Source organism: Sagittula salina (assembly GCF_017813235.1).
Classification (GTDB): Bacteria; Pseudomonadota; Alphaproteobacteria; order Rhodobacterales; family Rhodobacteraceae; genus Sagittula; species Sagittula salina.
The window spans coordinates 166,706-187,027 of sequence record NZ_JAGISH010000007.1 but is presented as its reverse complement, the minus strand read 5'-3'; the positions used below and the strand labels follow the sequence as shown (position 1 = coordinate 187,027).

Annotated in this window: 16 protein-coding genes; 13 read left to right on the top strand and 3 right to left on the bottom strand. The window is 66.1% G+C overall.

All coding sequences use genetic code 11. The features are described 5' to 3' along the window. The first annotated feature begins 161 nt into the window (after positions 1-161). The gene (locus J5474_RS13780; RefSeq protein ID WP_209361492.1) at positions 162-5,651 is read left to right on the top strand and encodes a Hint domain-containing protein; all 5,490 of its coding nucleotides are present in this window, start codon (positions 162-164) and stop codon (positions 5,649-5,651) included. A gap of 16 nt (positions 5,652-5,667) precedes the next feature. On the opposite strand, the gene J5474_RS13775 is transcribed toward J5474_RS13780, so the two are convergent. After that, positions 5,668-6,906 carry a lytic murein transglycosylase gene (locus J5474_RS13775; RefSeq protein ID WP_209361491.1) on the bottom strand — a complete coding sequence of 413 codons (1,239 nt, stop codon included), beginning with the start codon at positions 6,904-6,906 and terminating at the stop codon, positions 5,668-5,670. A 635-nt stretch (positions 6,907-7,541) separates the two neighbouring features. Here J5474_RS13775 and speD point away from each other — a divergent pair. Next, on the top strand, positions 7,542-7,865 hold the full coding sequence (gene speD / locus J5474_RS13770; RefSeq protein WP_245216454.1) for an adenosylmethionine decarboxylase: 324 nt from the start codon (positions 7,542-7,544) through the stop codon (positions 7,863-7,865). Between the two features lie 3 nt (positions 7,866-7,868). On the opposite strand, the gene J5474_RS13765 is transcribed toward speD, so the two are convergent. Beyond that, the gene (locus J5474_RS13765; RefSeq protein ID WP_209361489.1) at positions 7,869-8,984 is read right to left on the bottom strand and encodes an efflux RND transporter periplasmic adaptor subunit; all 1,116 of its coding nucleotides are present in this window, start codon (positions 8,982-8,984) and stop codon (positions 7,869-7,871) included. Between the two features lie 175 nt (positions 8,985-9,159). Between J5474_RS13765 and trxC the strand changes: the two genes are divergently transcribed. Next, complete coding sequence (trxC, locus tag J5474_RS13760; protein ID WP_209361488.1) at positions 9,160-9,585, top strand: thioredoxin TrxC; 426 nt, start codon at positions 9,160-9,162, stop codon at positions 9,583-9,585. Between the two features lie 83 nt (positions 9,586-9,668). Here the strand turns inward: trxC and J5474_RS13755 are convergent, their stop codons facing one another. After that, positions 9,669-9,857, bottom strand: coding sequence for a PLDc N-terminal domain-containing protein (locus tag J5474_RS13755; RefSeq protein WP_209361487.1), 189 nt, complete (start codon positions 9,855-9,857; stop codon positions 9,669-9,671). 176 nt (positions 9,858-10,033) lie between these two features. Between J5474_RS13755 and J5474_RS13750 the strand changes: the two genes are divergently transcribed. From J5474_RS13750 to J5474_RS13705, 10 genes are all read left to right on the top strand, one after another. After that, positions 10,034-10,492, top strand: a complete 459-nt coding sequence (locus J5474_RS13750; protein WP_209361486.1) for a GNAT family N-acetyltransferase — start codon at positions 10,034-10,036, stop codon at positions 10,490-10,492. After that, positions 10,489-11,544 (top strand): dipeptidase, encoded by a 1,056-nt coding sequence (locus tag J5474_RS13745; RefSeq protein ID WP_209361485.1) that lies wholly within the window; start codon positions 10,489-10,491, stop codon positions 11,542-11,544. The genes J5474_RS13750 and J5474_RS13745 overlap by 4 nt, the downstream gene beginning before the upstream one ends. A 51-nt stretch (positions 11,545-11,595) precedes the next feature. After that, the gene (locus J5474_RS13740; RefSeq protein ID WP_209361484.1) at positions 11,596-13,197 is read left to right on the top strand and encodes an ABC transporter substrate-binding protein; all 1,602 of its coding nucleotides are present in this window, start codon (positions 11,596-11,598) and stop codon (positions 13,195-13,197) included. A gap of 90 nt (positions 13,198-13,287) precedes the next feature. Next, the gene (locus tag J5474_RS13735) at positions 13,288-14,304 is read left to right on the top strand and encodes an ABC transporter permease (RefSeq protein ID WP_209361598.1); all 1,017 of its coding nucleotides are present in this window, start codon (positions 13,288-13,290) and stop codon (positions 14,302-14,304) included. Then, complete coding sequence (locus J5474_RS13730) at positions 14,301-15,212, top strand: ABC transporter permease (RefSeq protein ID WP_209361483.1); 912 nt, start codon at positions 14,301-14,303, stop codon at positions 15,210-15,212. Before J5474_RS13735 ends, J5474_RS13730 begins: the two co-directional genes overlap by 4 nt. After that, the gene (locus tag J5474_RS13725; RefSeq protein ID WP_209361482.1) at positions 15,209-16,069 is read left to right on the top strand and encodes an ABC transporter ATP-binding protein; all 861 of its coding nucleotides are present in this window, start codon (positions 15,209-15,211) and stop codon (positions 16,067-16,069) included. The genes J5474_RS13730 and J5474_RS13725 overlap by 4 nt, the downstream gene beginning before the upstream one ends. Then, a complete protein-coding gene (locus J5474_RS13720) occupies positions 16,066-16,827 on the top strand; it encodes an ABC transporter ATP-binding protein (protein WP_209361481.1) in 762 nt (253 codons plus the stop codon). Before J5474_RS13725 ends, J5474_RS13720 begins: the two co-directional genes overlap by 4 nt. 1 nt (position 16,828) lies before the next feature. After that, complete coding sequence (locus tag J5474_RS13715; protein ID WP_245216453.1) at positions 16,829-17,458, top strand: aspartate/glutamate racemase family protein; 630 nt, start codon at positions 16,829-16,831, stop codon at positions 17,456-17,458. 253 nt (positions 17,459-17,711) lie between these two features. After that, entirely contained in the window at positions 17,712-19,310 is a 1,599-nt protein-coding gene (locus J5474_RS13710; RefSeq protein WP_209361480.1) for an ABC transporter substrate-binding protein, read from the top strand. A gap of 58 nt (positions 19,311-19,368) precedes the next feature. Further along, a complete protein-coding gene (locus J5474_RS13705) occupies positions 19,369-20,322 on the top strand; it encodes an ABC transporter permease (protein ID WP_209361479.1) in 954 nt (317 codons plus the stop codon).

Below are 20,322 nucleotides of genomic sequence, written 5' to 3'. Positions count from 1 at the left end.
AATTCAGCCACATTCTTCGCGTTTCTGAAACAGAGGCAGAAGCCACAAAACGATAGTATTGTGCAGAGATGGGAAAGGCGTCCATCAACGGTTCACCCTGTTGATACGTCGCCGCGCCGCATTGGCGGGTCGCTCTCCTGCACAGGCGGGAGGCGCAGAGAATGGCGACGTATACGGTTACGCTTTCGAACTGGAACGACCCGCTCTTCTGGGCCGGGATCAACGCGGTCAACGGCGATACGCTCGACATGTCGGCGCTGTCGGGGATCAACGTCAGCTACAGCTGGCTGACCGGCGAACTGCGGATGTCCGACGGGGCAAGCATCTTTACCGTGGGCAGTTCCGGCACCAGCGGCACCGACGCCACGCTGGGCGGCGGACAGGTGCACGACTTCGACGGGATGACCACAGCGGATGGCGCCGAGGATTTCTTCTTCGCGGGCGATGCGCAGGCCGTCTCTACCGGGGCGGGGGACGACACGGTCCGAAGCGGTGGCGGCAACGACACCATCGACGCAGGCGCGGGCAACGATCTGATCCACGCAGGCAGCGGCGCGGATTCCGTCGACGCGGGCGGCGGTGACGATGTGATCCTGCTGGGGGCGGGCGACGACACAGGCAGTGGCGGCGCGGGCAACGACGTCTTCCTCTTCGATGATGACTGGGGCAGCGACACCATCTACGGCGACACCACCAGCGGAGGCACGCCCGGCTCCGACGGTGACGTCCTCGATTTCGGCGGCGCCAGCGGGCCGGTCAGGGTAACCTTCACTGCCTCCGAGGACGGAAGCGTGACCGACGGCACGAATACCGTCGCCTTCGACGACATCGAAGGCATCCGGGGGACGGACTCCGGCGACACCATCGACGCTGGCCTCGATTCCTCCGGCCTGACGCTCGATGGAGGTGGCGGGGCAGATGTCATCACCGGCGGCGATGGCGATGATCAGATCGTCGGCGGTTCCGGCATCGACACCATCTACGGCGGCGCGGGCAGCGACATCATTCATGGCGATGACGTCGATTTCGGGCGCTTTGGCGGCACGCTCTCCAGCATCGATTTCAGCACGATCTCCGCCACCGGCGACGCGGGCCAAGGCCCCGCAGGGTCCTACGCGGTTTACGACAATATCGGTGTCACCTCGGAGGGGATCACCATTCAGGCGCGCATGACGATCGTCGATTCCGACGATCCGAACCTCGATGTGATCTTTCGCGCAAATTCAATCTACCTCAATCAGGACGGCGCCGCCGCATCGGGGACCGTGGTCACGCTGCGTTTCGAGTTCTACGATCAGGACACCGGCGAACCTCTCCGCCTGACAGGCGCCTTCACCTTCACCGATATCGACACCTCTGCCGAAAGCGTCAGCGCGCGCGCGTCGGACGTCACGGATGTGACACTGAGCGATCCGTCCGACCTGACCGCCGTCGCGGACGCCGGCGTGCTGCGGGTCTCCCCCGTCGATTTCGCCGACTCCACCATCGCGGATGAAGCGCACTGGGCACGATTCGCCTACGACAGCCAGCAGGCGCTGGTGTTCGACGTCACCACCCGACCCGTGGGCACCAACTATGCCTTTTCCACGCAGGGGTTCACGGCCCCGACGCAGGTCACAGCATCCGTCCCCGAGGCGCAGGACGATTTGATATTCGCGGGAGCGGGGGACGATACGATTTACGGCGGCGAGGGCCGCGACACGATTCACGGCGAAGCGGGCGACGACAGCATCCATGGCAGCAGCGGTGCGGATTCGCTTGTGGGTGGCGACGGACAGGATGTCTTTGTCATCGAAGACGGGTTCGGCGCGGACACCATCACGGGCAGCGAGGGCGCGGGCGCCACGGCGGATTTCGACACGCTCTCCTTTACCACTTTGTCCGGCGGCGTGGATGTGGTGCTGACCGGTGACGAGGCGGGCACCGCGACAGATGGCAGCGACACGCTGACTTTCACGGACATCGAGGCGCTGGACCTCACTGAGCAGGCCGATACAATCGACGGCTCCGCCTCCGGCGCGAGCATGACCGTCAATGGGCTTGGCGGCGCGGATTCCCTCAGGGGCGGCAGCGGCGCGGATTCGCTGTCCGGCGGCGCGGGAGACGATACGCTGGACGGCGGCGCCGGCGACGACACGCTCGACGGCGGTGACGGCGCGGATTTCTTCTCCATCTCCGACATGGACCGGGCGGACACCATCCACGGCGGCGAGGGCGGCACTGACACCGATACCATCGCCTTTGCCTCTGCCACCACAGCGCAGGGTGTCACCGTCACCTTCACCGCTGGCGAGGCAGGCATCTATGCCTTCAACGATCCCGGCGCTACCGCTTCGGGTGCGTTCGACCAGATCGAGGATATCCGGGCGACCGCCTACGCCGACGTCCTCGATGCGCGGTTGAACGGTGCTGCCGTGACGCTGGACGGCGGCGCGGGGTCGGACACGATCACCGGTGGCACCGGGGCGGACCTACTGGCGGGTGGGGATGACGCCGACACTTTCGTGATCCTCGACGGCTTTGGTGGTGACACGATCACGGGGGGCGAAGGCGTGGGCGGCACGCAGGACCGCGACACCCTCGACCTCTCCGGCGTCACCGTGCCACTGACCGTGACCTATACCGGCCCAGAGTCGGGTACGATCACCGACGGCACCAGCACGCTGACCTTTTCGGACATCGAAAGGCTGATCCTGCCCGATACCGCCGACCGCGTGGATGGAAGGGCCGACAGCGCCGGGCTGGTGGTCGATGGACAGGGCGGCGACGACACGCTGACCGGCGGCAGCGGCGCGGACAGCCTGTCGGGCGGTGACGGCGCGGACGTGCTGACGGGCGGCGCGGGGCAGGATACGCTGGAGGGCGGCGCGGACGCCGATTTCTTTGCGCTGACCGGCGTCGGTCCAGGTGACCGGATTGTCGGTGGCGAGGCCACCACCTCGGGCACCGACAACGATACGCTCAGCGCGGCAGGCTTCACCACCTCCGGGATCGAGGTCAATTTTACCGGCGACGAGGACGGCTTCTTTGGCGATGGCAGCGCTGTCGGCAGTTTCTCCGGGATCGAGAGCCTCGACCTGTCGGAACAGAACGACACCGTTGATGCCTCGGCCTCGTCCATCGGCATGAGGATCACCGCACGGGACGGCGCGGACAGCGTGGTGGGCACAACCGGCGCCGACAGCATCGACGGGGGAGCGGGGAACGATACCCTGCGCGGTGCGGCGGGCGCCGACACCATTGCCGGTGGCACGGGCGACGACGCGATCTACGGCAACGAGAACGACGACAGCCTGCTCGGCGGGGACGGATCGGATTCGCTTTATGGCGAGACCGGCGCCGACTGGGTGGACGGCGGCGCGGGCGACGACACCGTCGAGGGCAACGAGGGCGACGACACACTGTTCGGCGGAGATGGTGACGACTGGCTGCGCGGCTCCTACGATAACGACCTGCTTTATGGTGGCACGGGGGACGATTACCTCTGGGGCGGCTGGGGCGACGATACCTTTGTGATCGAAAACGGTTTCGGCAATGACACGGTCGACGCCGAAGGCGTGGCGGAGACCGACGGCGACACGCTGGACCTGAGCCGCGTCACCGACGCTCTGACCATCGACCTGACCAGCATCGACCCCGAAAACGGCACCGTTTCGGACGGCACCGCGACGCTGGGCTTCGACGAGATCGAGACCATCGTGCTGGGCGCGGGCCGCGACACATTGCTGCTGTCGGATACCGGCGGGGCGGACGTGGTTACGGGCTTCGCGGCTCCCACCGACCTCGGCGGCGGGGCGTATTCGGGCAATGACCTGCTCGATATCAGCGGCTTGACCGACGCCATGGGTGAGCCGATCACCAGCGCGGACATCGTCGTCACCGACACCAACGGCGACGGCAGCGGGGACGCGGTGCTGACCTTTCCCTCGGGTGCTACGCTGACGCTGCTGGGCGTGAGCGCGGCGGAAGTCGCGGCCCCCGCAGCATTGGCAGCCATGGGCGTGCCGCCGTCTGTCGGCAACTTCATCGTCGAAGGGACCGCAGGCGACGACACCATCGACACGGTCTACTCCGGCGACCCGGAGGACGACCGGATCGACAACGGCGATGCGTCCGACGGATCCGACGACGACAGCGTTCTGGCCGGAGCGGGGAGCGACAGCGTCAGGGCCGGCGCGGGCAGCGACACGGTGCGCGGGAACGCGGGCGATGATAGCCTGTGGGGCGAGGCGGGGGACGACCTGCTCGACGGCGGCGCGGGGAACGACCTGCTCGACGGCGACGCCGGGCGTGACACGCTGCTGGGGGGCGAGGGCCGCGACACGCTGCTTGGCGGGCTTGACGCGGACAGGATGGCAGGCGGGGCCGACGCGGATACGTTCGTGCTGGGGGACGGCTTTGGCGCCGACACCATCGCAGGCGGGGAGACGGCGACCTCGGGCCTCGATATGGACAGCATCGACGCCTCCGCCCTGACGGCCCCCGTGACCGTGGCCCATACCGGCGACGAGGCTGGAACGATCAGCGACGGCACCTCCACCGCGCTCTTCTCGGAAATCGAGACCCTCACCCTCAGTGGCGGCGACGACAGCATGGACGGCGCGGCAGACAGCAGCGGTATGACCGTGGCGGGCGGCGCGGGGCGCGATACACTGACGGGCGGGGCGGGCGATGACGCGCTGGATGGCGGGGCGGGCGACGACAGCCTGACCGGTGGCGTTGGCCGTGACACGCTGACCGGCGGGGCGGGCGACGACACGCTGACAGGGGGTGCCGGAGCAGACTTTCTGTCGGGCGGAGACGGCGACGATCTGATCCGCGCGGGCTCCGGCGACGTGATCGACGGGGGCGGCGGCGACGATACTTTTTCCGTTGGGACTGCGGACGTGGACGGCACCGCGCTGAAGGTCATTGGCGGCGAAACCGGCGAGACGCTGGGCGATACACTCAATATCAGCGGCCCGGCGACGATCACCATGACCGGGGCGGAGGCGGGCACCGTCACCTGGCTGGACGGCTCGGTGCTGACGTTCTCCGAGATCGAGACCGTCAACCACGTGCCCTGTTTCACCCCCGGCACGCGCATCGCCACCGAACGGGGCGCGGTCGACGCGGCGCACATCGCCGTGGGCGACCGGGTGTTGACCCGCGACAACGGCTATCAGCCGGTGCGCTGGGTCGGACAGAAACGCCTCACCGGGCACCAGATTGCGGCCGAACCGGCGCTTTGCCCGATCCTGATCCGCGCGGGCGCACTGGGACGCGGCGCGCCGGATCGCGACTTGCTGGTATCGGCGCAGCACCGCGTGGTGATGACCGGTGCCGCCATCGAACTGCTCTTTGGCGAGGACGAAGTGCTCGTCGCCGCACAGCACCTCGCGGGGCGGCCGGGGATAGAGCAGATCACCCCGAAGGAGGGTGTCACCTACGTCCACTTCATGTTCGACCGGCACGAACTGGTGCTGTCCGACGGCGCTTGGACCGAAAGCTTTCAACCCGGCGACCTGTCTCTGGGTGGGCTGGACATGCCGCAACGGCGGGAGCTTTTGCGGCTTTTCCCGATGCTCGCCTTTGTCGAGGGGCAGCAGGCCTATGGCGCCGCCCGCACGACGCTGCGCGCCTATCAGGCCCGGCTGCTGGCCGTGGCCTGACAGGAGCCGACCGCCATCACCCCAGCGCCAGAAGCAGCGCGCGCGACGGCTGCCCGGTAATTGGCTGGCCCCTTGCCTGCTGCCAGGCCCGGATGGCGGCTTCGGTCTTTGCGCCCAGCACCCCGTCCGGCGTACCCGAGTCAAAGCCCGCCCGCGTCAGCCCGCGCTGCAGCGCTTGCCGGTCGGACAGCGTCAGACCGTAGCGGTCCGGTCCAAAGTCCGTCTGCAACGGCCCGCCTCCAGCCAACCGGGCGGCAAGATAACCCACGCCGAGGCCATAGTTCTCGGAAGGGTTGTAGCGCAGAATGACCTCGAAATTGCGGAACACCATGAAGGCCGGGCGCCCGATGCCCATGGGGGCCAGCACGGCGGCCTGACCCGCATCCGGGATCGTGCCGCGCGCGGCCTCCACGCCCAAGGCGCGCCATTCAGCCACGTTGCGCTTCACACCCTTGCCGATGGCAGCGGAAAACCCCTGTGGCAGGAGCACTTCCAGCCCCCAGGGCTGGCCCTTCCGCCAGCCCGAGCGCGCGAGGTAATTCGCCGTGGTGCCAAAGGCGTCCACCGGGCTTTCGCCCCAGACGTCGCGCCGCCCGTTGCCGTCCGCGTCCACCGCGAAACTCATGAAGGCGTTGGGCATCACCTGCGTGTGCCCAGAGGCTCCCGCCCAACTGCCAAGGAACTCCTGCGGCCGGGCATCTCCCGCCTGGATGATTCGAAGCGCGTCCATCAGATTCGATTCAAAAAATGCCCCGCGCCGCCCTTCCCAGGCCAGCGTCGAGGTGGAGGAGATCACAGGGATCTCGCCTTTCCTGGTGCCAAAGTAGCTCTCCACCCCCCAGATCGCCGCGATCACGTCTGCCTCGACGCCGTAGCGCGCGGATACCGCCTCCAGCGCGCCGCGCTGCGCGGCCACCGCGCGGCGGCCAAAGCCGACCTTCTCCTCCGGCGCGACCAGCGCGAAGTAATCCTCCAGCGAGCGGCTGAATTCCGTCTGGTTGCGGTCACGTTCCACTACGCCCGGCAGGTAACCCGCGCCGCGAAAGGCCGCATCCAGCGTGGCCGGTGTGATCCCGCGCGCCTGCGCCCGCCCCCGGAAGGCCGCCACCCATGCGTCATAGCTGGCGTTCGGCTGCGGTCGAAACTCCGGCCCAAGGCCACCCGACCGCGCCGGGGTCAGCGTGGGCGCGCCACCGCACCCCGCAAGGCCCAGCGCCGCCGCACCCAGCAGCACCATCCGTCTGTCGAGATTCATCTTCCGCCTCCCGCTCCCTGTTTCCGGCACCCTACCGAGGCTGAACCAGGGACCGCAATCGGCGGCGAATCGGGTGGCGGACATGCGCGCACGTCAAAACAGGGCGGCCGCCACCTTTCGTTCGGCCAAAACTATCGTCACCAGGCCCGCAATGCCCAAAATCATTGCGATCCAAAACCAATACCGGTTGTATAAGGGCGTCGCACGAAAGCAGTAGGGGCAGGTGCCTGCCCCCATTCGCAACTTGTAGTTGCACTTGCACCGTATCAGTCTCAGTTCCATCGGACCTCTCAAATTGCCAAACCGCGTAGGACCTTGCGAATGTCGCGACCGCGGAACGGCCTCATGAAAAATCCGACCCTGATCTCTGGCACCGCTAAAGCCGTGCCAAGGTCGAGAGACACTCCGATATCATAGTTTATTATACGTAGTTCAACCCTAGGAAGTTCGGTATTTGCAGCGAAGACACGGGAACCCGACGGAAGCCCGTGCAAAACCTGTGGAAAATCTTGGGCCGTGATCGCAGGATAAGTTCTGAAAAGCAGTACGGATGGCCGATGACACTGATTTCCCCTTCCCCGACCAGTGTCACGGCGCCCCCCAAGGCCGGGAGGTCAGCGCCCTTGGGGAGACATATGATCGCCGAATTTCATGGCGCTGCAGACCTGCTTGACGCCGTGGCGGTGCGTCCGGTGCTACGGCAGGCGGCGGAGGACGCGGGCGCCGTGGTGCTGGAAGTGCGAACGCATGACTTTGGCGCGCGCGCGGGGTTCACCGGCGTGGCGCTGCTGGCGGAATCGCATATCTCCGTGCACACGTGGCCGGAATACGGCTATGCGGCCATCGACGTCTTCATGTGTGGCGCCTGCGACCCGCGCCGCTGCCTGCCTGCGCTCGAGCGGTTCTTCCGCCCCGAGCGTACCGAGGTCCGCGTGCTGGCGCGCGGCGGCAGACCCTGACGGTCACGATCCGTCGAGCCGCGCCGTCACAGCGTCGTCCAATGCGTCTACCGCGATCTGCCGTCCCGCCGCGCCGGGCAAGCGAACCACAAGCGTCTCGCCCTCGCGGTTGACGATCTCGACCGCGACGGGTTCCAACGTCGCGTTGTTCCCGGAGCCGAGGTAGGCCGTTCCCTCCAGCACCGCGCCGGCGGGCACGCGGAAAAGATCGCCGCCGCCGGGCATCTCGACCTCCACCGCCTCGTTCAGGAACAATTGCGGCGCGCAGGTCTCGTCCAGATCGATGGTGGCCTTGACGTACTGGCTTTCCAGATCCGCCTCCGTGTCGATCCATGTGATTTGCCCGCCGCAGGCCGCGCCATTGCCGCGCCGAACCGTGACCTGTGCTCCCCGCGTCACGGCCGTCGCATCAGTCCGGGTCAGCCGCGAGATCAACACGTAGACATCCACCGCCTTGCGTTTCGGGTCATAAAGCTGCGCTGCCAGCGCGCCTTCCGTGACGCAGGCGCCGACACGTGGTTCGAACCCCACCAGCACCCCGTCAAACGGCGCCGTCAGCACGAGGCCGGCGTGGTCGATGCGCGTGGTCTCCAGGTCCAGTTCGCCGATCTGTACCGCGATTTCCGCCCGCGCCCGCGCCGACCTTGCTGCCGCCATGGCTTCCTTTGCCTGCTCGGCAGCAAAGCGCGCGTCCATCATGCGCCGTTCCACAGCCTCCATGGTCGTCTCATTGATCAACCCGCGCCGGAACATGGTCTGGTTGCGCTCGAATTCCTTTGCGACAAAGGCCAGTTCCTCGCCGCGCCGCCGAACATCGGCCTCGGCCGCCGCAAGCGACAGGTCGCGTTCCTCCACGGCGGCCTTCAGATCGGCGACCCGCGCCTCTGCCGTCTTGAGCGCGAGTTGCGACAGGCTGTCGTCCAGTTCCACCAGAACCTGACCCGCGCTTGCCACCTGATTGCGCAGGGCATCCTCGGACACCTGCGCGATGCAGCCCCGCACCCCGTAGGACAGACCGTTCACGTCACGCGACCGCACCGTGCCGACGTAGCTCTCTGTCCGCTCGATCGGCTGCAACGACTGCATCTCCTGCGCCGCGACGCTGCCAAATGCCAACATCGCTGCAGCAAATCCTATGAAAAGCAAAGCCTTGCGCACCTGAAACCCTCCATGCCCGGCTGTGTCGGGCCGAGTATAGCGGCAGTCGCGACCAAGTCGCGGATTTTCCTCCACGCCCTCTTGGTGCGCGGGGGCGCGGATATTATATTCCGATAAACGAATAGGAGTATCGACGATGGCGGGAAAGAAACTCACCTGTCTGGACTGCGGTCAGGTCAACCGCGTCCCCGAGGAAAAGCTGGGCGCAGGTCCAAAATGCGGCACCTGCGGCGCAGCCCTGATGCCCGGCAAGGCGATCGAGGTCGACGCGGCCACGCTGGCCAAGGCGGCGCGCACCGACGACGTGCCGCTGGTGGTCGATTTCTGGGCACCGTGGTGCGGCCCATGCCGGATGATGGCTCCGGAGTTTTCCAAGGCCGCCGGTGCACTGTCGTCAGAGGCACGACTTGTGAAACTGAACACGGAGGCGCATCAGGACGCCGGTGCGAAACACGGCATCCGGGGCATTCCGACGATGGTGGAATTCTCCTCCGGGCGCGAGGTAAAGCGTCAGTCGGGCGCCATGCCCGCCCAGCAGATCGTTGGCTGGGTGCGCGGCTGAGTTGATCGCCAGAGGCGCAAACGAAAAACGGGCGGCCCGTCGGGCCGCCCGTTTCCGTGAGTGGGGTCTGGTAAAAATGACTGTCAGATGTGCGCGCGGGCGCCGCCACGCGGTCCGGCCACGAGCCAGGCGATGAAGCCAAGGACCGGCAGGATGAGGATGGCGAGGGTCCAGACGATCTTGGCAACCGTGGAGGCGCCAGAGGTCAGGGTCTGATAGATCGCATAAATATCCGCGACCAGGATGATGAGGCCGAAAAGACCATATTCCATTGGATTTCTCCCGTTGCAGCGTTCTGGCATGACAACGCGCGGCTGCCGTTTGGGTTCCGCCACGTTCACAAATCTGCGGTCCTCATCCGGCTCGAGAAAAGACCCGGCTGCGCGAAATACCTGTGCCTGGCACGAATTTTCATTGCGGTTTGGCGCGATCCGGGAAACCGTAAGGCATGACTTCGAGCCTGACGATCCGCGCCGCGACCATCGCGGATATCGACACTCTGGTGGCGCTATACGCAGATGATGCCCTGGGTCAGACCCGCGACGGCAGACCCGGCACCGACGACGCCTACCGCGCCGCCTTTGACGCCATCGACGGCGACCCGAACCACATCCTCGCCGTCGGCGAACTGGAGGGGCGGGTCGTTGCCACGCTGCTTCTTTCGTTCCTTCCCGGCCTGTCGCGCGGCGGCAGCTGGCGCGCCCAGATCGAAGCGATGCGCGTCGCCTCTGACCATCGCGGCGGCGGTCTCGGGCGCGCCATGCTGGACTGGTCCATCGAACAGGCCCGGGCGCGCGGCTGTGCGCTGGTCCAACTCACTTCCGACCGGCAGCGACCGGATGCCCACCGTTTCTATGAACGCGCCGGGTTCACCCCCAGCCACTACGGATTCAAGCTTTCCCTATGACAGACGCCCCCATTCCCGTCTTCGACGGCCACAACGACCTGATCCTGCGCCTGCTGCGCCATGACGTCACCGCCGCGCAGGTGGCCGAAGGTATTGACAGCGGCCATATCGACAAGCCGCGTGCCGCGCGCGGCGGCTTTGGCGGCGGATTCTTTGCCATCTACGTGCCCTCGCCTGCCGACAAGGCCCTGCGCATGGAGGAGATGGTCAAACCCGCCTACGACATCCCCCTGCCCGACCCGCTCGAAGAAGCCCCCTCCGTCGCGTGGACCGACAACGGCTTTTACGCGCTCGACGCGCTGGCACAGGCCGGGGCGGTGACCCTGTGCCGGACCGCGGCCGAGGTCGAAGCCGCCCTGCCCGGCCCGACCATGGCCGCCGTTGCCCATATCGAGGGCGCGGAGGCGATCGGCCCCGACCTGGAGGCACTGCACCGCTATCACGCGCGGGGCCTGCGTTCTCTCGGGCCGGTCTGGAGCAGGCCGACGATTTTTGGCGACGGCGTGCCCTTCCGTTACCCCTCCGACCCGGACATCGGCCCCGGCCTGACCCAGGCGGGCAAGGCGCTGGTGCGCGAGTGCAACGCGCTGAAGATCATGATCGACCTGTCGCACCTGAACGCCAGGGGGCTGGAGGACGTGGCGCACCTGAGCGACGCGCCGCTGGTCGCCACGCATTCGAACGCGTGGGCCGTCACGCCCCACGCCCGCAACCTGACCGACCGGCAGTTGGAGATCATACGCGACAGCGATGGAATGGTGGGCATCAACTTCGCCTCTGCCTTTCTCAGGCCCGACGGACGGATGGATGACGACTTCACGCTTGACTTCGTACTCAGACATTTTGACCATCTGGTAAACAAACTCGGCGAGGACCGCGTGGGGCTCGGATCGGACTTCGACGGCGCGCTGGTGCCGAAACCGATCGGGGATTGCGCGGGGCTGCCCTCCCTGATGGCCGCCCTTGCGGCCCACGGCGCAGACGAGGCGTTGCTGCAAAAGGTGGCGCATGGGAACTGGCTCCGCGTGCTTCGAAAGACGTGGGGCGAGTAAGCGGGCGACAGGCCCGAGACACAAAAAACAAAACCAACCGGGAGTACTGACATGACGATGAAGAGTAAACTGGCAGCGGCGGCCTTTGCGGGCCTGATGGCCACGACGGCGATGACACCGGCGCTGGCGGAAACGCCGCCCAACATGCTGGTGATCGCGAACCGGATCGACGATATCAAGACCTTCGACCCGGCGGAAAGCTTCGAGTTCGCAGGCGCCGACGTGTCGCGCAATGTCTACGAAAAGCTGGTGAACTTCGACCCGCTGAACCTCGACGCGGGCTTTGGCCCCCAGCTGGCCGAAAGCTGGGACATCTCCGAGGACGGCCAGACCATCACCTTTACCATGGCGACCGGGCATACCTTTGCCTCCGGCAACGAAGTAACGGCGAAGGATGCCGAATTCTCCCTGCGCCGGGCCGTGCTTCTGAACAAGACACCGTCGTTCATCCTGACGCAGTTCGGCTTCACCGCCGAGAACGTCGAGGAAACCATCGTCGCCACCGACGACAACAAGCTGGTGCTGACGCTGGACAAGCCCTACGCGCTGTCCTTCGTGCTGAACTGCCTGACCGCAACCATCGGCGGCATCGTAGACATGGAAACCGCCATGGCGAACGAAGTCGACGGCGACATGGGCGGTGAATGGCTGCGCACGAACACCGCAGGGTCCGGCCCCTACAAGGTCGCCGACTGGAAGCCGAACGAAAGCGTCCTGATGGACCTCAATCCCAACTACGCCGGCGAAAAGCCCGCCATGGAACGCGTGATCGTCCAGCACATCCAGGAATCCGCCACCCAGCGCCTGCAGCTTGAGCGCGGCGATATCGACGTGGCGCGCAACCTTTCGCCCGAGGACGTGGCCGGTCTGGCGGACGTCGACGGCGTGAAGGTCGTGGACGAGCTGCGCGGCCGCCTGATGTACTGGTCCGCCAACCAGAAGAACGAGATGCTGGCCGATCCGAAGGTCGTCGAGGCGCTGAAGTGGGCGACCGACTATGACGGCATGTCGAACTCCTTCCTCAAGGGGCAGTATACACCGCAGCAGGCCTTCCTGCCGCTGACCTTCCTCGGCGCGCTGGAAGAAAAGCCGTTCAGCTACGACATGGAAAAGGCCAAGGCCGCGCTGGCCGAAAGCGGCCATGGCGAGTGCGGCGACATCAAGATCTCCGTACGCGAAGCGCAGGAGCGGCTGGATATCGCGCAATCGCTGCAGAACACCTGGGGCCAGCTGGGCTGCAACGTGGAGTTGGTCGTGGGTACCGGCGCGCAGACGCTGGATCGCTACCGTGCGCGCGAACACGACATCTACCTCGGCGCGTGGGGTCCGGACTACCCGGACCCGAACACCAACGCGGGCACCTTCGCCTACAACCCCGACAATTCGGACGAAGCTGGCGCAACGGGCCTACTGGCATGGCGCAACGCCTGGGGCATCCCGGAAATGAGCGAACAGACGCTGGCGGCGGTTGTCGAGAACGACACCGAAGCGCGCAAGCAGATGTACCTCGACCTGCAGCGTGAGCATCAGAAGGTCAGCCCCTTCGGCGTGATGTTCCAGCAGATCGAACAGAACGGGATGCGCGCGAACGTGGAAAACTTTGTGGCAGGCGGCGCGACCACCGCCGTGTCCTACTGGGTCATCACGAAGTAAATCCCGGCGGGGGGCGCCACCGCGTCCCCTGCCCTCGCCAAGGAAATCGCCGTGACCCAGACCACCCTGACCGCCGCGCGCCGCGCGCCGATGGCCTCCGGCTGGCCAAAGAAACTGGCCACCACGCTGCTGACCGTCGCCGTGACGCTGCTCGGCCTGCTATTCGTGACGTTCATGATCGGGCGCGTCATGCCCATCGACCCGGTGCTGGCCGTGATCGGCGAACGTGCCACGCAGGCGCAATACGATGAAACCTTCCGGCAGCTCGGCCTCGACAAACCGCTTCTGGTGCAGTTCGGCATCTACGTGGGCGACGTGCTGCAGGGGGATTTCGGCAAGTCGATCCGTACCGGGCAGCAGGTATCGACCGACATCGCCCGCGTGTTTCCGGCGACGCTGGAACTGGCGACACTGGGCACGCTGATGGGCGTCTTTCTGGGGGTGCCGCTGGGCGTCGTGGCCGCTGTCTATCGGGGCAGCTGGATCGATCAGATCGCGCGGCTTATCGGCCTCATCGGGTATTCCATGCCAATCTTCTGGCTGGGTCTCGTGGGGCTTCTGGTTTTCTACGGGATGCTCGACTGGGTCGAAGGCCCCGGGCGTCTTGGCGTCTTCTATCAGGGCATCGTGCCCACCCGGACGGGCCTTCTGCTGGTGGACAGCCTGATCGCGGGCGACATGACCGTGTTCAAGGACGCCTTCGGCCATATCATCCTGCCCGCCTCGCTTCTGGGATACTTCAGCCTTGCCTACATCAGCCGCATGACGCGCTCCTTCATGCTGGAACAGCTCAGCGCGGAATACGTCACCACCGCGCGGGTCAAGGGACTGTCCGAATGGCAGGTGGTCTGGGGCCACGCCTTCCGCAACATCCGCATCCAGCTGGTGACGGTGATCGCCCTGGCCTATGCCAACCTGCTCGAAGGCTCCGTGCTCACCGAGATCATTTTCGCCTGGCCGGGCATCGGCCAGTACATTACCACCTCGCTTCTGGCCAACGACATGAACTCCGTGCTGGGCGGCACCGTGGTGATCGGCACGATCTTCGTCTGTCTCAACATCTTCTCCGACCTGCTCTACCGGGTCTTCGATCCGAGGTCGAAATGAGCGAACAGACACTCCGTCAATGGCTCCTGTCGGACGAGCCGACCTCGCGCAGACAGGCACGGCTTTCCGCGTGGTATCAGGGCTGGCTGGCCTTCCGGTCCAACACGCTGGCCATGCTGGGCCTCCTGATCCTCGTCTTTCTCATCCTCTGCGCGCTTTTTGCGCCATTGCTGGCAACGCATGACCCGTTCACGCAGGATCTGGCCATGCGGCTGCAACCGCCCGGCGAAAGCGGCTACCTGCTAGGCTCCGACAGCCTCGGGCGGGATATCTATTCGCGGCTGCTCTATGGCGCGCGGATCTCGCTCTATATCGTGCTGCTGGTGGCCATGGTGGCGCCGCTGCTGGGCCTCGTGATCGGGACCGTGGCTGGCTACGCGGGCGGCTGGCTGGACGTTGTGCTGATGCGGATAACCGACATCTTCCTCGCCTTCCCGCGCCTGATCCTCGCGCTGGCCTTCGTCGCCGCGCTCGGTGCAGGGATCGAGAACGCCGTCCTCGCAATCTCGCTCACCGCGTGGCCGCCCTATGCCCGCATCGCGCGGGCGGAGACGCTGACCTACCGCAACGCGGAATTCATACACGCGATCAAGCTGCAGGGCGCAGGCCCCATCCGCATCATCACCCGCCATATCTGGCCGCTCTGCCTGTCTTCGCTCGTGATCCGCGTGACGCTGGACATGGCAGGGATCATCCTGACCGCGGCGGGCCTCGGCTTCCTCGGCCTGGGCGCGCAGCCGCCCTCGCCCGAATGGGGGGCGATGATCTCCGAGGGCAGGAAGTACATCCTCGACCACTGGTGGGTCGCCACAATTCCCGGCCTCGCGATCTTTGCCATCAGCCTCGCGTTCAACCTGCTGGGCGACGGGCTGCGTGACGTGATGGACCCGAAGGGGGGCACGCAATGACCGACCGGCTTCTCGACGTTGAAAACCTCCGGGTCAGCTTTGACACCCGCACCGGCACGATCGAGGCCGTGCGCGGCATTTCCTTCACTCTCGGGCGCGAACGGCTGGGGATCGTTGGCGAAAGCGGCTCTGGCAAGTCAATGACCGGGCGCGCCGTGCTGAAGCTGATCCGCCCGCCAGGCCGGGTGGAGGCCGACCGCCTCGCCTTTGGCGACACCGACATCCTGCACGCTTCCGACCGCGAAATGCGCGCGCTCCGGGGGCGGCACATATCCATGGTGATGCAGGACCCCAAGTTCTCGTTGAACCCGGTGATGACCGTCGGCGCCCAGATGGTCGAGGCGCTGCGCGTGCACGAACGCATCTCCGGCGCCAAGGCGCAGGCCCGCGCGTTGGAGATGCTGGAAGAAGTCGCCATCCGCGAACCGGAGCGCGTGCTGCGGCTCTACCCGCACGAGGTCTCCGGCGGCATGGGGCAGCGCATCATGATCGCCATGATGCTGTTGCCGCAGCCCGAAGTCCTGATCGCGGATGAGCCGACATCCGCGCTGGATGTGTCGGTGCAGTTGCAGGTGCTGGACATCATGGACAAACTGGTGCGGGATCGTGGCATGGGGCTGATGTTCATCAGCCACGACCTGAACCTCGTGGCAAAGTTCTGCGACCGCATCATCATCATGTATGCCGGGCGCATCGTGGAAACCTGCAAGGCCTCGGAACTGCACAAAGCACAACACCCCTACACGCTGGGTCTTCTGAACGCGGTGCCCGACCTCGAACACCCGCGCGAGCGGCTGGACGTGCTGGTGCGCGATCCGGCATGGCGCGCGGCCCCTTCGGTGAGTGCCCGCCAATGACAGTCAGCAACGCAATCGAGGTCCGCGACCTCACCGTCTGGTTCGGCAGCGGCACGGAACGCAGCGACGCGGTCAAGCGCGCCACCTTCAGCGTGGCGGAGGGCGGCAGTTTCGGCCTTGTCGGCGAAAGCGGGTCGGGCAAGTCCACCATTCTGCGCGCCATTGCGGGGCTGGTGCCCACGTGGTCGGGTGAAATGACCGTGGCCGGGGAACCGCTGGGCCGCAAGCGCAGCCCCGCCTTCTACAAGAAGGTGCAGATGGTGTTTCAGGACCCCTACGGGTCGCTGCACCCGCGCCAGACCGTCGACCGCGTCCTGTCAGAGGCGATGCAACTACACGGGCTGACGGATATCGACCGCCGCATCGCCCGGCTTCTGGAGGATGTCGGCCTCGGCACCGGCTTTCGCTTCCGCTATCCGCATCAACTGTCCGGCGGGCAGCGCCAGCGCGTCGCCATCGCCCGCGCACTGGCGCCGGAGCCGAAAATCCTGCTGCTGGACGAACCGACTTCGGCGCTCGATGTTTCGGTGCAGGCGGAGATCCTGAACCTGCTGGCCGACCTGCGCCGCGAACGCGCGCTGACCTATGTCATGGTCTCGCACGATCTGGGCGTGGTCGGGCATCTCTGCGAACGCGCCGCCGTGATGCAGCAGGGCGAAATCGTCGAGGTGGTGACAGTGGAAAGCCTGCGCACCGGCGCGGTGACGCAGGACTACACGCGGCATCTTCTGGCCAGCGCCATCGCCTCGGCGCGCTAAGATGGGCAGGCCGCTGGCGCGCGTCCTGTTGATGAACCCCAACAGCAATGCGGCGACCACGGCGGCCATGGTGCGCATCGCTGCGCATGTACTGCCCGACGTCGGGGGGTGGACCGCCCCGCAGGGGCCGGAGATGATTACCTCGCCGGAGGCGCTGGACGCCGCCGCAATGCTTGTCGGTGCGGCTGAGGTACCGCCGGTGGCAGGCGTCATCGTCTCGGCCTTCGGCGATCCGGGGCGGGCGGCTCTGGCACAAAGGCTCCGCTGCCCCGTCGTCGGTATCGGGGCCGCCGCCGCGCAGGAGGCCGCGTGGCACGGTTCCTTTGCCGTCGTGACCACCACCCCCGGCTTGCGCGCTCGCATCGACGCGCTGATGCAGGAACAAGCCGGTTACACCGGTTGCTTCCTGACGGGGGGTGACCCGCTCGCGCTGATGCGGGACAGTGCCAGCCTCGACGTGGCGCTTCTGACGGGATGCCGCCGCGCGGCCTCGGCGGGGGCGCGCGCTGTCATCATCGGTGGCGGTCCGCTGGGCGAGGCGGCAGAGCGGCTTTCCCCCGCCGCGCCGTTGCCGCTGATTTCCCCGATCCGCGCCGCCGCACGCCTTTTACGCGACAAGTTGAGCATCTGACTTTCGCTGGACGTGCGGGCGATTCCCGCTCCGATCATCACGCAACGCCCATTAATGCGGCAGTGCAGCACAGCCGCGCTGTTTAACCGTGCACCCGCAGCGATGCCATGGGCATGGACCTGCCCCTGACACGTTTCCTTTCTGGCCACTCCCCGCCCCCCCTTGTCACCCTGTTGTCATGGACGCGCCCTCCCGAAGGCGCGCCGGACACCAGACCCGCACGACCAGCGCGGACGCTGACAGAGAGGAACAGATGATGAATTTCAAACAGGGCATCAGCGCCCTTGCCACCGCCGCGGCGCTGCTTTGCGGCACGTTCGCCCAGGCGGAGGGCACCCTTCGCATTGGCATGACCGCCGCCGACATTCCCCTCACCACCGGCCAGACCGATCAGGGCGGCGAGGGGATGCGCTTCATGGGTTACACGGTCTACGACTCGCTCATCGAGTGGGATCTGACCTCCGCCGACAAACCCTCTGTCCTGATCCCCGGCCTCGCGACCGACTGGTCAGTGGGCGAGGATCAGTTGACCTGGACCTTCACGCTGCGCGAGGGCGTGACCTTTCACGACGGATCCCCCTTCACGGCGGAGGTCGCGGTCTGGAACCTCGACAAACTGCTCGACGACGCCTCGGCGCAGTACGACTCCCGGCAGGCCGCGCAGGGCAAGAGCCGCATCCCCGCCGTGGCCTCCTACAGGGCTGTGGACGACCTGACGCTGGAGATCACCACGAAGACCCCCGACGCCACCCTGCCCTACCAGCTGGCGTGGATCCTCATGTCGTCAAAGGCGAATTGGGAATCGCTGGACAAGAATTGGGAGAAGGTCGCCGCATCGCCTTCGGGCACCGGTCCGTGGAAGCTGACAGAATTCGTGCCGCGTGAACGCGCCGTGCTGGTTCCCAACGACGCCTACTGGGACAACAGCCGCATCCCCCAGTTGGACGAGATGGTGCTGATCCCGCTGCCCGAACCCAACGCCCGCGCCGCCGCGCTCATGTCGGGTCAGGTCGACTGGATCGAGGCACCCGCCCCCGACACGATCCCCGCGATGGAGGGCAACGGCTTTGTCGTCTCGTCCAACGCCTACCCGCACAACTGGACCTGGCACCTCAGCCGCCTCGAAGGGTCGCCGTGGAATGACATCCGCGTGCGCAAGGCGGCCAACATGGCCATCGACCGCGAGTCGATGAAGCCGCTGCTGGGCGGACTGATGATCCCGGCCAAGGGCTTCCTGCCGCCGGGCTCGCAGTGGTTCGGCAACCCGACCTTCGATCCGTCCTACGACCTCGACGCGGCGAAGGCGCTGATGGAAGAGGCCGGTTTCGGCCCGAACAACCATCTTGAGGTAAAGGCGCTGATCTCGCCCTCCGGCTCCGGCCAGATGCTGCCGCTGCCGATGAACGAGTTCGTGCAGCAGAGCCTCGCCGAGATCTGGATCGACGTCGACTTCATGGTCGTGGAGTGGAACCAGATGATCAACCTGTGGCGCGCGGGGGCAGCCGATCCGGCGGTGGAAGGCGCACAGTCTATCAACTTCACCTACTTCATCCAGGATCCGTTCACCGGCCTGATCCGGCACCTCGACCGGAACCTGATCGCGCCGAACGGCACCAACTGGGGCCACTACACCGACCCCGAGATGCAGGCCCTGTTCGACAAGATCAAGACCACTTTCGACCCGGTCGAACAGGACGCTGTGCTGAAGGCGACGCACGAGAAATACGTCAACGACGCGCTTTTCCTCTTTGTCACGCATGACGTCGCCCCGCGCGCCCTGTCGCCAAGGGTGAAGGGCTTCGTGCAGGCGCAGAACTGGTACCAGAACTTCTCCTCCATCACGATGGAATGATGTCCCGGCCCCCGCCCGGACATCGGGCGGGGGCCTTTCCATTCGAAAGATCAAGCCCTTGCTGACCTACCTCCTTCGTCGCCTTATCCTTGTCCTGCCGGTGGCCTTCGGGGTGTCGGTGATCTGCTTCCTGCTGGTGCAGATCGCGCCCGGCGATCCGCTGACCGCCATCATGCCGGTGGACGCCACCGCCGAGGAACAGTCCGCCATGCGCGCGGCCTACGGCCTCGATAAACCGCTGCCGGTGCAATACGCCATCTGGATCGGCAACCTCGTGCAGGGCGACATGGGCAAATCCATCGCCACCGGGCGCCCCGTCGCCGCCGAAGTCTTTGGCGCTGTGCAGAATTCGCTGCTGCTGGCGGTATCCGCCGCTGTCATCGCCTTTCCCATCGGCATCTTCCTCGGCTTTCTCGCGGGGTATTTCCGCGACATCTGGATCGACCGAGCGGTGACGGCGGTCTCCATCGCCGGAGTCTCCGTGCCGAACTACTGGCTGGGGATCGTGCTGGTCATCATCTTCTCGGTGAACCTTGGCTGGCTGCCCTCCATGGGCGCAGGCCCCGGCGGATCGTCCGAATGGCAGTGGAACTGGCTGCACATGCGCCACCTGATCCTGCCCGCAGTCACGCTTGCCGTGGTCCCCATCGGCATCGTTGCCCGCACGGTCCGCGCGCTGGCGGGCGACATCCTCACGCAGGATTTCGTTCAGGCGCTCTATGCCAAGGGCATGAGCCGCGCTGACGTGCTGCGCCACGTCGCCCGCAACGCCGCCGCCACCGCCCTGAGTGTCATGGGCCTGCAACTGGGCTACCTGCTGGGCGGGTCGATCCTGATCGAGACAGTGTTCAACTGGCCTGGCTCCGGCTTCCTGCTGTCGAACGCGATCTTCCAGCGCGATCTGCCACTGCTGCAAGGCACCATCCTCGTGCTGGCGCTCTTTTTCGTCGCCATGAACCTGATCGTCGATGTGGCGCAAGCCGCCATCGACCCCCGCATTCAAAGGACCTGA

Excerpts from the sequence above, each read along its gene's own strand:
- J5474_RS13765 (WP_209361489.1), bottom strand. The coding sequence starts at position 8,984 with ATGTTGGCATTTGGCAGCGTCGCGGCGCAGGAGATGCAGTCGTTGCAG.
- J5474_RS13720 (WP_209361481.1), top strand. The coding sequence starts at position 16,066 with ATGACAGTCAGCAACGCAATCGAGGTCCGCGACCTCACCGTCTGGTTC.
- J5474_RS13715 (WP_245216453.1), top strand. The coding sequence starts at position 16,829 with ATGGGCAGGCCGCTGGCGCGCGTCCTGTTGATGAACCCCAACAGCAAT.
- J5474_RS13750 (WP_209361486.1), top strand. The coding sequence starts at position 10,034 with ATGACTTCGAGCCTGACGATCCGCGCCGCGACCATCGCGGATATCGAC.
- J5474_RS13725 (WP_209361482.1), top strand. The coding sequence starts at position 15,209 with ATGACCGACCGGCTTCTCGACGTTGAAAACCTCCGGGTCAGCTTTGAC.
- J5474_RS13755 (WP_209361487.1), bottom strand. The coding sequence starts at position 9,857 with ATGGAATATGGTCTTTTCGGCCTCATCATCCTGGTCGCGGATATTTAT.
- J5474_RS13775 (WP_209361491.1), bottom strand. The coding sequence starts at position 6,906 with ATGAATCTCGACAGACGGATGGTGCTGCTGGGTGCGGCGGCGCTGGGC.
- J5474_RS13730 (WP_209361483.1), top strand. The coding sequence starts at position 14,301 with ATGAGCGAACAGACACTCCGTCAATGGCTCCTGTCGGACGAGCCGACC.
- J5474_RS13745 (WP_209361485.1), top strand. The coding sequence starts at position 10,489 with ATGACAGACGCCCCCATTCCCGTCTTCGACGGCCACAACGACCTGATC.
- J5474_RS13710 (WP_209361480.1), top strand. The coding sequence starts at position 17,712 with ATGATGAATTTCAAACAGGGCATCAGCGCCCTTGCCACCGCCGCGGCG.
- J5474_RS13780 (WP_209361492.1), top strand. The coding sequence starts at position 162 with ATGGCGACGTATACGGTTACGCTTTCGAACTGGAACGACCCGCTCTTC.
- trxC (WP_209361488.1), top strand. The coding sequence starts at position 9,160 with ATGGCGGGAAAGAAACTCACCTGTCTGGACTGCGGTCAGGTCAACCGC.
- J5474_RS13740 (WP_209361484.1), top strand. The coding sequence starts at position 11,596 with ATGACGATGAAGAGTAAACTGGCAGCGGCGGCCTTTGCGGGCCTGATG.
- J5474_RS13735 (WP_209361598.1), top strand. The coding sequence starts at position 13,288 with ATGGCCTCCGGCTGGCCAAAGAAACTGGCCACCACGCTGCTGACCGTC.
- speD (WP_245216454.1), top strand. The coding sequence starts at position 7,542 with ATGATCGCCGAATTTCATGGCGCTGCAGACCTGCTTGACGCCGTGGCG.